The sequence below is a fragment of the Stenotrophomonas panacihumi genome (assembly GCF_001431645.1).
GTDB lineage: Bacteria > Pseudomonadota > Gammaproteobacteria > Xanthomonadales > Xanthomonadaceae > Stenotrophomonas_A > Stenotrophomonas_A panacihumi.
Genome location: NZ_LLXU01000028.1, coordinates 1 through 718 on the forward strand (window position 1 = coordinate 1; position 718 = coordinate 718).

General features: G+C 64.9%; 1 protein-coding gene. It reads left to right on the forward strand.

The window, feature by feature from the left end; all coding sequences use genetic code 11:
* A partial coding sequence (gene eno / locus ARC20_RS01425; RefSeq protein ID WP_425480268.1) for a phosphopyruvate hydratase occupies window positions 1-718 on the forward strand: 718 nt, incomplete at both ends.

Here is a 718-nt window from a genome sequence, read left to right on the forward strand (position 1 = left end):
CGCTGGCCGCCGCCCACGCCGTGGCCGCCTCGCGCAAGCAGGCCCTGTGGCAGTACCTGGCCACCATCACCGAATCGGACATCTCGCTGCCCGTGCCGATGATGAACATCATCAACGGCGGCGCCCATGCCGATAACAACGTCGACTTCCAGGAGTTCATGGTCCTGCCGGTCGGCTTCGGCTCGTTCTCCGAAGCGCTGCGCGCCGGCACCGAGATCTTCCACTCCCTGAAGTCCGTGCTGAAGGGCCATGGCCTGAGCACCGCCGTCGGCGACGAAGGCGGCTTTGCCCCGGATTTCCGCAGCAACGTCGAAGCGCTGGACACCATCCTGGAAGCCATCGGCAAGGCCGGCTACACCGCCGGTGAAGACGTGCTGCTGGGCCTGGACGTGGCCTCCAGCGAGTTCTACGAGAACGGCAAGTACAACCTGGTCGGCGAGAACAAGCGCCTGACCTCCGAGCAGTTCGTCGACTTCCTCGCCGACTGGGCCGCCCAGTACCCGATCATCAGCATCGAGGACGGCCTGGCCGAGGACGACTGGGCCGGCTGGAAGCTGCTCACCGACCGCATCGGCAAGAAGGTGCAGCTGGTCGGCGACGACCTGTTCGTCACCAACCCGAAGATCTTCAAGCAGGGTATCGAGTCCGGCACCGCCAACGCGATCCTGATCAAGGTCAACCAGATCGGCACCCTGACCGAAACGCTGGAAGCCATCGC